At 73.3% G+C, this 580-nt stretch carries 1 protein-coding gene and 1 pseudogene; both read right to left on the bottom strand.

The annotated features are described in order from the left end of the window. Nucleotides 1-440, bottom strand: a 440-nt coding sequence (locus tag KUM32_RS43130; RefSeq protein ID WP_217146988.1) for a hypothetical protein, incomplete at its 3' end; no start/stop codon positions are given. Continuing rightward, nucleotides 437-580 (bottom strand): annotated as a pseudogene (locus KUM32_RS43125) (dihydroorotase); the annotation flags it as partial. The gene KUM32_RS43130 and the pseudogene KUM32_RS43125, both read right to left, overlap by 4 nt.

Below are 580 nucleotides of genomic sequence, written 5' to 3'. Positions count from 1 at the left end.
GTGATCACCAGCAGCCCGCCCTCGGTGAGGACCTTGCCGGCGATGCCCTTGTCGAGCCGGGCGCCGCGCAGCGCGCTGGTGGGCACGTGGAAGTCCCGGGCGCCGGGGCGCCGCACGGTCAGTCCGGCGTCCGTCAGCGTGACGTCGGCGCGGCTACGGACGCCGAGGCCGTGCGCGACGATGCGCTCCAGCCACTGCCCGGCCTTGGTCGAGCCGTGGTAGCGCCCGGCCATGGTGAGCCGGGGCTCGCCCGGGTCGGCGGGCACCTGCGCCAGCTCCGGCAGGTCCGACTGGAGCAGCCCGCGCCACTTCCAGCCCTCCCGCATCAGCCAGTACAGCAGCACGATGACCAGCAGCAGGCCCACGACCCAGCCGGTGCGCGCGGCCCAGTCGCCCGCGTTCTGGGTGTCGTCCGCCGCCAGAAATGTCACAGGTGTCACGTCAGCTTCCCGTCCACGACCGTTGCCCGGCCCCGCAGGAAGGTGTGTGTCACTCGGCCCGGCAGCTCGCGCCCCTCGTAGGGCGTGTTACGACTGCGGGAGGCGAAGCCCGCGGGGTTCACCACACCACGGTATGCCGC

It is taken from the genome of Streptomyces sp. AC627_RSS907 (assembly GCF_019049165.1).
The sequence above is the reverse complement of the archived record's forward strand: the minus strand, read 5'-3'. Positions and strand labels throughout refer to the sequence as shown.